The organism is Polaromonas sp., assembly GCF_049790275.1.
In the GTDB taxonomy this organism is placed as follows: Bacteria; Pseudomonadota; Gammaproteobacteria; order Burkholderiales; family Burkholderiaceae_C; genus Polaromonas.
On sequence record NZ_JBAQYR010000025.1, the window covers coordinates 1 to 7764 of the forward strand.

Annotated in this window: 8 protein-coding genes; 5 read left to right on the forward strand and 3 right to left on the reverse strand. The window is 66.2% G+C overall.

From position 1 onward, the window contains the following. The 5 genes from WA904_RS03250 to WA904_RS03270 all read left to right on the forward strand — a co-directional run. On the forward strand, window positions 1–761 hold a 761-nt coding region (locus WA904_RS03250; RefSeq protein ID WP_425195692.1), incomplete at its 5' end, for an AraC family transcriptional regulator. Window positions 762–912: 151 nt separating this feature from the next. Then, window positions 913–1593 carry a hypothetical protein gene (locus WA904_RS03255; RefSeq protein ID WP_425195693.1) on the forward strand — a complete coding sequence of 227 codons (681 nt, stop codon included), beginning with the start codon at window positions 913–915 and terminating at the stop codon, window positions 1591–1593. 5 nt (window positions 1594–1598) lie between these two features. Further along, window positions 1599–2948: a (Fe-S)-binding protein gene (locus WA904_RS03260; RefSeq protein ID WP_425195694.1), complete on the forward strand. Its 1350-nt coding sequence runs from the start codon at window positions 1599–1601 to the stop codon at window positions 2946–2948. A 150-nt stretch (window positions 2949–3098) separates the two neighbouring features. Further along, on the forward strand, window positions 3099–3986 hold the full coding sequence (locus tag WA904_RS03265; RefSeq protein ID WP_425195695.1) for a DUF3014 domain-containing protein: 888 nt from the start codon (window positions 3099–3101) through the stop codon (window positions 3984–3986). A gap of 77 nt (window positions 3987–4063) precedes the next feature. Beyond that, complete coding sequence (locus tag WA904_RS03270; protein ID WP_425195696.1) at window positions 4064–4948, forward strand: CAP domain-containing protein; 885 nt, start codon at window positions 4064–4066, stop codon at window positions 4946–4948. A gap of 66 nt (window positions 4949–5014) precedes the next feature. Here the strand turns inward: WA904_RS03270 and WA904_RS03275 are convergent, their stop codons facing one another. From WA904_RS03275 to WA904_RS03285, 3 genes are all read right to left on the reverse strand, one after another. Continuing rightward, a complete protein-coding gene (locus tag WA904_RS03275) occupies window positions 5015–5428 on the reverse strand; it encodes a DUF2784 domain-containing protein (RefSeq protein ID WP_425195697.1) in 414 nt (137 codons plus the stop codon). A gap of 26 nt (window positions 5429–5454) precedes the next feature. Beyond that, entirely contained in the window at window positions 5455–5910 is a 456-nt protein-coding gene (locus WA904_RS03280) for a YiiD C-terminal domain-containing protein (RefSeq protein ID WP_425195698.1), read from the reverse strand. A 119-nt stretch (window positions 5911–6029) separates the two neighbouring features. Continuing rightward, window positions 6030–7445 carry a coniferyl aldehyde dehydrogenase gene (locus WA904_RS03285; RefSeq protein ID WP_425195699.1) on the reverse strand — a complete coding sequence of 472 codons (1416 nt, stop codon included), beginning with the start codon at window positions 7443–7445 and terminating at the stop codon, window positions 6030–6032. Window positions 7446–7764: the final 319 nt, after the last annotated feature.

Below are 7764 nucleotides of genomic sequence, written 5' to 3' on the forward strand. Positions count from 1 at the left end.
GCCAGCGGCCGGTGCGGGTGCGCACCCGCAACCTGCCGGCCGACACCCACTTCGAGCCGCACCGCCATGCCTGGGCGCAACTGGCCTATTGCTCCACCGGCATCGTGCAGGTGACCGCGTCCACGCCCGAGGAGGTGACCTACATCGTGCCGCCCTCGCGCGCGGTCTGGATCGCACCGGGCGCACTGCACACCATCAACGTGCTGGAGGCCGCCGAGTTCCGCACCCTGTACATCGACGCCAGCGCCAGGCCTCCGGGCTGGAACAACTGCCGCGTGCTGGTGGTGTCGCCGCTGCTGCGCGAGATCATCCACGCCTTGGACAGCCCGCGCGAGGCCCTGAGCGTGGCGCGTGAACAGTTGCTGACCGGCCTGGTGCTCGACGAACTCACCCGTGCCGATACCCAGGCGCTGGGCGTTCCCATGCCGAACGCGCAAACCGGCGACAAACGCCTGCGCGCCTTGTGCGAAGCGGTACTGCGGGTGCCGTCGGAGCGCGCCACCCTTGCCGGATGGGCCGCCGACATGGGCGCCAGCGAACGCACCATGGCACGGCTGTTCCGGGAAGAACTGGGCACCAGCTACCAGCAGTGGCGCCAGCAGGCCATCCTGGCACATGCGCTGCCCCTGCTGGCGCGCGGCACACCCGTCAGCCAGGTGGCGGCTGCCAGCGGCTACGCCAGCGACAGCGCGTTTTCCGCGATGTTCAAGGCGGCCATGGGGCAGTCGCCTAGTCATTTTCAGAACAAAAACGGGGGTTAGCCCAATAAGGGTGGGCGCAAGCAGCTATTGATTCAATAGCAAACCGGAGCAGAGGCGACTGTGTGCCGCGCCCTTGACATGCATCAAGCCAGGGCAACAGCCAAGGCGCTAGCCTGAGCTCCTTCACCGCCAATGCAAGAGGCAGGACACCATGGATTTGCTCGACTGGGCGCGCGGCCCCCTGCTCGCGGTCGCCATCGCGGTTTTTGTTGCCGGCGTGGCATGGCGGCTTTTTTCACTGTGGCGCCTGCCAGCACCCGCAGGCCGGCCAGCGCCGGCACGTGCGGCCTTCGGTACCACCGATGCGATCAAGGCCAGCTTGTTGCGCATGGCGCCGCATCGCGGCTTTCATCCCAGCGCCACGCTGGTGACGATCAACCCCTACGTCTTTCACATCGGCTTGGCCCTGGTCTTCTTCGGCTACGCGCCGCACATCGCCTTCATCCGCCGCCTGACCGGCCTGGGCTGGCCGGCCCTGCCCGACATGGTGATCTACATCGCCGCTGCGGCCACCATCGTGTCGCTGCTCATCGCCCTGCTGTTTCGGCTCACCGATCCGGTGCTCAAAAAAATATCCCGCGCCGACGACATGCTGACCTGGGCGCTGTCCATGCTGCCCCTGATCACCGGCATGGCCGTCGTGGGTGAACCCTCAGCGGCCCTGCTGGCCCATGCCAGTCCGCTGTACCGCGGCCCGCTGGCCGTTCACCTGCTGAGCCTGGAGCTGCTGCTGGTGTGGTTTCCCTTCGGCAAACTGATGCACGCTTTTCTGGTGCTGCCCAACCGCATGCAGCTGGCCCGCTTTCTCGGACGCCGCGGAGTACGCACATGATCGACATGGCCGTTTTCAAACAGTTCCAGGAAGCCATCCGCCACCTGGGCGAGATGGCGCAGCCTGAACCCCTCACCGACGCCGCCCGGCTGTCCCGGGCCAAGGCCGTGATGCACCGCAAGACCGACCGCGCGCTGGCCATGGACCTGGAGTCCTGCGTCAACTGCGGTTACTGCTCCGAGGCCTGCCACTTCTACCAGAGCACCCAGGACCCGAAGTACACGCCGACCCGCAAGCTCGACCTGCTGCGGCGCGTGCACATGCGCGAGACCTCGGCATTTGCGCCCCTGCATCGCCTGTTCAAACCCGACATCACCGTCGCCGACCTGCAGGAATGGCAGGAGCTGGTGTACGACTCGTGCACCGAATGCGGCCGCTGCAGCATGGTCTGCCCCATGGGCATTAACATCGCACGCGGCGTCAACGTCATGCGTGAAGCGCTGTCCGAAGCCGGTCTTGTTCCGCTGGAGCTGATGGCGGTGGCGCAGGAGCAGGCCGGGCGCGGCACGGTGTTCGGCGTCGGCCCGGCCGAACTCGCCAAAACCGTGGAGGCGCTGCGAGCGCAAGGCATCACCATTCCGCTGGACGAACCCGCCGCCGACGTGATGCTGGTCACCACAGTCATCGACGTGCTGCTGTACCAGGACGCGCTGGCGGCCACGGCGCGCATTCTCAACCACCTGGGCCTGCGCTGGACGCTGCGCAGCGGCGGTTTCGAGGCGGCCAACTTCGGCCTGCTGTCGGGCAACGAAGCCCTGCAGAAAGCGGCCAGCCAGCGGCTGATCGCCGAGGCGCTGGCCGTAGGCGCGCACACCGTCATCCTGCCCGAATGCGGCCACGCCTACCCGGCCCTGCGCTGGGAAGGCCGGCTGCCCGGCGGCGAGACGCTGCCCTTCGAGGTGCTGGCCGCCTCGGAATTCGTCGGCCGCGAAATCCAGAGCGGCCGGCTGCAACTGCAACCCGGCGATGCGGGCCAGACCTACACCTACCACGACGCCTGCAAACTGGCGCGCCACGGCGGCGTGATCAACGAGCCGCGTGCCGCCATACGCGCGCTCGGCGGTGAATTCCGCGAGACCGCGCCGACGGCTGAACTCAACTGGTGTTGCGGCGGCGGTGCCGGCGCCTTCCTGATCAACCGCGCCGCGCCGCTGCGGCACAAGGCCTGGGAAATCAAGCGCCAGCAGCTCGACGCCACCGGCGCCGCCACTGTGGTGGTCTCTTGCGCAAGCTGCCGCCTCAACTTCATGGAAGGTGCAGAAACCGACCTCTGGCCCACACGCATTGCCAGCCTGGTGGAACTGGTGGCCGACCACCTGCCGGGCCACAAGGCGCATTCAAGAGCAGTGGAATAAAAGTAGACTCCAGCCCAATAGCGGCGGACGCAAGCAGCTATCAAACAAGTAGCAATCCGGTGATCTTCACCGCCTCGCCAGCAGGGGCTTGGTGCGGTGTTAGCATGAACAGCCCTAGCTCAAAACACGCTTGCGCGCCGACCCAGGACCATGAAAATTCCCGCCCCCGGCCTGTTGATGGCCCTTCTCTTCGCCGCGATGGCCGCCGGTGGTTTTTACTGGTGGCAGCAAAGCGTGAAACCCGCGCGCCCCGCCGCCGATGCCCCGGTACCGACGACGCCCGCCTCCCCGCCCCCGGCATCCGCTTCCACCGGCCCGGCCATCCAGTACCCGATTGACGCAGCGAAAGGCGACAGCGGCGCGCCTCCTGCGGCGTTGCCCGCGCTCGCGGAGTCCGACGCTTACGTGGCTTCGGCGCTGGCCGACTTGCTGGGCCGCGAGAAGGTCCAGACCTTCCTGCACCTCGAAGGCTTCGCGCGGCGCGTGGTAGCCACCACCGACAACCTGGCGCGCGACCATGCGGCACCCGCGCTGTGGCCCGTAACGCCCACACCCGGGCGTTTTGCCACGCTGGACGGCGGCGCGACCGCGCCGAGCACCACCAGCATCAGCCCCGACAACAGCCAGCGCTACACCCCCTTCGTGCTGTTTGTGGAATCGGTAGACACCGCGCAGGCCGTTCGCCTGTACGCACGTCTTTACCCGCTGTTCCAGCAGGCCTACGAAGAGCTGGGCTTTCCCGGCCGCTACTTCAACGACCGGCTGGTCGGCGTGATCGACCTCCTGCTGGCCACCCCGGTACAAACCGGCCCGCTCGGCGTGAGCCTGGTGGAGGTCAAGGGCCCGCTTCCTTCGGTGCGGCCCTGGGTGCGCTACGAGTTCACCGACCCCGCGCTCCGCTCGTTGTCATCCGGACAAAAAATGCTGTTGCGCACCGGGCCGGTGAACCACAGACGGCTGAACGCCAAGCTGATGGAAATCAGGCGCCTGGTCAGCGGCGGCCAACTGGCGCCCGCGCCCGGCACAAGCCGGCCCTGACGGGCACAGCTTGCCCGGCGCGAAACCGCCGGACAAGCCCGGTCACGGTGCGTCGTTATCATGGGTTCATGAATGGCATGGGCACGAAGGTGAAAGCGCTGGGCGCGTGGCGAAGCGTCGCGGGGTGCCTGGCGCTGCTCATGCTGGCCGCTGCCGGATCGGCACTCGCCCAGGCAACCGCATCAGGCCACCCGCCCCTGCTTGGCGCGCTGAACGCGCTGCGCAACCAGGGTTGCGTCAAAGGCGCCCGTGCCGTTGCCCCGCTGCGTGAAAACATGGCGCTCTCGCGGGCGGCGGCGCTCATCGCGGGCGGCCGCAAACTCGAAGACGCGCTGAAGGCCGTTGGTTACCGCGCAGTGCGTGCCGCGCAGATCACCGTGCGCGGTGCAAGCGGCACTGCCGCGCTGACGCGGTCCGCGCTGGGAAAATCATGCAGCACGGCATTGCACAGCGAACTGACCGAGGCCGGCTTTCACCAGCGCGGCAAACAGACCTGGGTGGTGCTGGCCGCGCCCTTCTCGCCGCCCGCTGCCGCGCAGGCCGGTGAGGTGCAGGCGCGTGTGCTGGCCCTGGTCAACCAGGCACGCGCACAGCCGCGCCGCTGCGGCACCGAGTTTTTCGCGGCGGCAACGCCGGTGCAGCTCAACGCCACCCTGCAGACGATTGCCGCGGCACATGCAGCCGACATGGCGCGCTACAGCTACTTCAGCCATACCGGCCGCGACGGCGGCGGTGTGGACGACCGCGCCAGCCGCGCCGGCTACCCCTGGCGCGCCATCGGCGAGAACATCGCCGCCGGCCAGATGCAGGCCGATGCCGCGGTACAGGGCTGGATCAAGAGCCCGGGCCACTGCGCCAACCTGATGGCGCCGGCCTACACCGAGATGGGCGCCGCCTTTGCGGTGAACAACAGCAGCAGCGCGGGAATTTACTGGGTACAGGTGTTTGGCAGCACCCGTTAGCACACTTCATAACAAACAGAGCTCCAGCCCTTATATAGCGGGTGCAGGCAGCTATCAAAAGAAGAGCTACTTCTCCGCAGGCGCATCGTTCCGGGTCCGGGCATGCGGCGGGAAGTACAACCAGGTCGCAACCGCCAGCAGGCCAAACAGCGAGTAGCCGACAGCAAACACCCACCACGGCGCCTCGTAATACAGAACACGCTGCAGCCAGTATTCGATGAAGCCGCCGCCGTAGCCGACAGCGCCAGCGCGAGCACGCAGCCACGTCTCCAGGGTGGTCAGCGGGCAGACCATGCCCAGCCAGGTTTCGGCGATCACAAAGAGAATGGCGCCCAGGTGGGCCAGCCTGAACCAGCGCGCATTGACCCAGCGCCACTGCAGGAGATTGCCGGCAATCACCAGCAGCAGGCCCCCCACCACAAAAGCCACCACAGCGACATGCAGGGTGAGCACGGTGTCTGCGAGCAGGGAATAGGACATGCCGGTGTGCTTTCAACGGCTCGCATTCAGGGTGCTGGCGGCACCCCAAGCGCCACAAACTCGCCCTCGAGGCGGCCCGCCACCACGCCTTCGAACTGCAGCACCGACGCCACCGTGATGCGTGCCTTGCCCATGCGTTTGAACACGCGCAGGAACTGCTTCCACGCCTGGTCATCCGGCGCCGTTGCCGTCGCGGTGAAAGTCCCCACGATGGGCTGCTCGTACGACATGGTGTTGCGCTGGATCACCAGGCGGCTCGCCAGGCCCTCGGCACCCAGGCGGGTGTGCAGCAGCGACCAGGCAGCCAGGATGGCCAGCGCCGACGCACTGCCGCCGAACACGGTTTCGCGGTGGTTGATGTTGGGCGCCAGCGGGGCGCTCAGCACCACTTCTTCCGACGAAGCCCGCACCACGCTGACCTGCATGGCTTTGGACAGCGGAATGTGCGCGTGAAGATAGTTCTCTAGTTCGGTGGGGGACATAGGTGGCCGGTTCAGATCAATGCGAACGGCAAGAATATCAGCCCCCTGCCCGGCACCGCTTTCAGCCGGCGTTTCGTACCTTCAGCCTTCCCGAAGCTGAGGCCGAAGAAACCTCGCCGTTACAGCCAGCGCTTGAGCAAGCCCATGATCTGGTCGAAACGTTTGCCATAAGGCGGATAAAACAGGTCGCCGCGCGCCCACTTCGAGGACACCAGCACCGGCTTTTGCTGCGTGAAGCGCAGGAACCCGGTTTCGCCGTGGTAGGCGCCCCAGCCGCTGTCGCCCACGCCGCCAAAAGGCAGGTTCTCGTGGGCGATGTGCATGAGGGTGTCGTTGACCGTCACGCCGCCGCTCACGGTTTGCGCCAGCACGGCGTCACGCGCGGCGGTGTCGGTGCCGAACCAGTAGAGGGCCAGCGGCCGGGGGCGATCATTGATGTAGCGGATGGCTTCGTCCGGCGCTGCATAAGGCAGCACCGGCAGGATGGGACCGAAGATCTCTTCGTCCATCAGTTTCATGGCGGGGGTTGCACCAAAGACCAGCACGGGCGCCATCTGCCTTGAACTGCCCGCCGCAGCGCCACCCGGGTTGACCACCTGCAGGCGTGCGCCCTGGTTTTCAGCCTGCACCAGCAGTGCCTGCAGCCGTTCGTGATGGCGTGGGCTGATGATGGCGGCGTAATCAGGATTGCCGGCCATCACCGGGAACAGCTTGGTCACCGCGCGCGTAAAGGCCTCACCAAAAGCCGCTTCCCGCCCTTGCGGCACCAGCACGTAGTCGGGCGCAATGCAGGTCTGCCCGGCGTTGAGCAGCTTGCCGTGCGCGATCTTCAGCGCCGCACTGTCAAGGTCGCAAGACGCATCAACAATGCAGGGAGATTTGCCGCCCAGCTCCAGCGTGGTGGGTGTCAGGTTGGCGGCTGCGGCTTCAGCCACCTTGCGGCCGGTAGCCGTCGAACCGGTGAAAACCAGGTGGTCAAACGGCAGACTGGTGAAAGCGGCGGCCAACGCTGCATCGCCTTCCACCACGCAAAATTCGTCGGCCGAAAACGCTTCACCAATCAGCTCGCCCATCAGTGCCGAGGTACGCGGCGTCAACTCGCTGGGTTTGAGCATCACGCGGTTGCCGGCCGCCAGTGCCGTGATGGCCGGCGCCAGCGCCAGCTGCAGCGGATAGTTCCAAGGCGACACCACACCCACCACGCCCAACGGCTGACGCTGGAGATAGGCACTGGAAGGCTGCAAATACAGCGGCGTGGATACCTTTACCGGCTTGATCCACTTCGGCAAATGCTTGAGCGTGTGCGACAGCAGCGTGCGCAGCACAAACAGGTCGGCAATTTCGGTCAGTTGCGGCGAACGCACGCCGAAGTCTTCCTGCACCGCCTGCGCCAGCGCACTGCCGTGTTCATCGAGCAGGGCACGAACACGCAGCAGCCTGTCGCGCCGCAGCGCCAGCGGCACGTCGATCTGCACACGGCTGGCGTGAAACTGGGCATCAAACAGGGAGCGAAGGGAAGTTGTGCTGGAAATCATCCGGCCATGATAGGCTGCGGTGCGCCCGCATAGAAGGGGATTCAGTCCAGATCGTGTAGCCCGGTGCCAACAGTCTTGCAGGCGATTCTTCATTTTCAAGCAAAATCTGCCTCCAGCCCTTTCCACACCGGCGCCACCAGCTACCATTTCAATAGCATCAGCAGCAAGCCAGAGAACCACCCGTCGTCCGCGAATGCACCAAGGCAGGCACCCATGAGCACAGGCACTTCCACCCAGAGACTGGAGGCAGCACTCGCCGCCATCACCGCCGCCGGCGACGAAGGCCGGCATGTTTTCACGCGGCTGCATGCCAACAAGG

What these genes read in the sequence shown, in the direction of transcription:
- WA904_RS03255 (WP_425195693.1), top strand. Translation starts at nt 913, where the DNA reads ATGGATTTGCTCGACTGGGCGCGCGGCCCCCTGCTCGCGGTCGCCATC.
- WA904_RS03260 (WP_425195694.1), top strand. Translation starts at nt 1,599, where the DNA reads ATGGCCGTTTTCAAACAGTTCCAGGAAGCCATCCGCCACCTGGGCGAG.
- WA904_RS03265 (WP_425195695.1), top strand. Translation starts at nt 3,099, where the DNA reads ATGAAAATTCCCGCCCCCGGCCTGTTGATGGCCCTTCTCTTCGCCGCG.
- WA904_RS03270 (WP_425195696.1), top strand. Translation starts at nt 4,064, where the DNA reads ATGGGCACGAAGGTGAAAGCGCTGGGCGCGTGGCGAAGCGTCGCGGGG.
- WA904_RS03275 (WP_425195697.1), bottom strand. Translation starts at nt 5,428, where the DNA reads ATGTCCTATTCCCTGCTCGCAGACACCGTGCTCACCCTGCATGTCGCT.
- WA904_RS03280 (WP_425195698.1), bottom strand. Translation starts at nt 5,910, where the DNA reads ATGTCCCCCACCGAACTAGAGAACTATCTTCACGCGCACATTCCGCTG.
- WA904_RS03285 (WP_425195699.1), bottom strand. Translation starts at nt 7,445, where the DNA reads ATGATTTCCAGCACAACTTCCCTTCGCTCCCTGTTTGATGCCCAGTTT.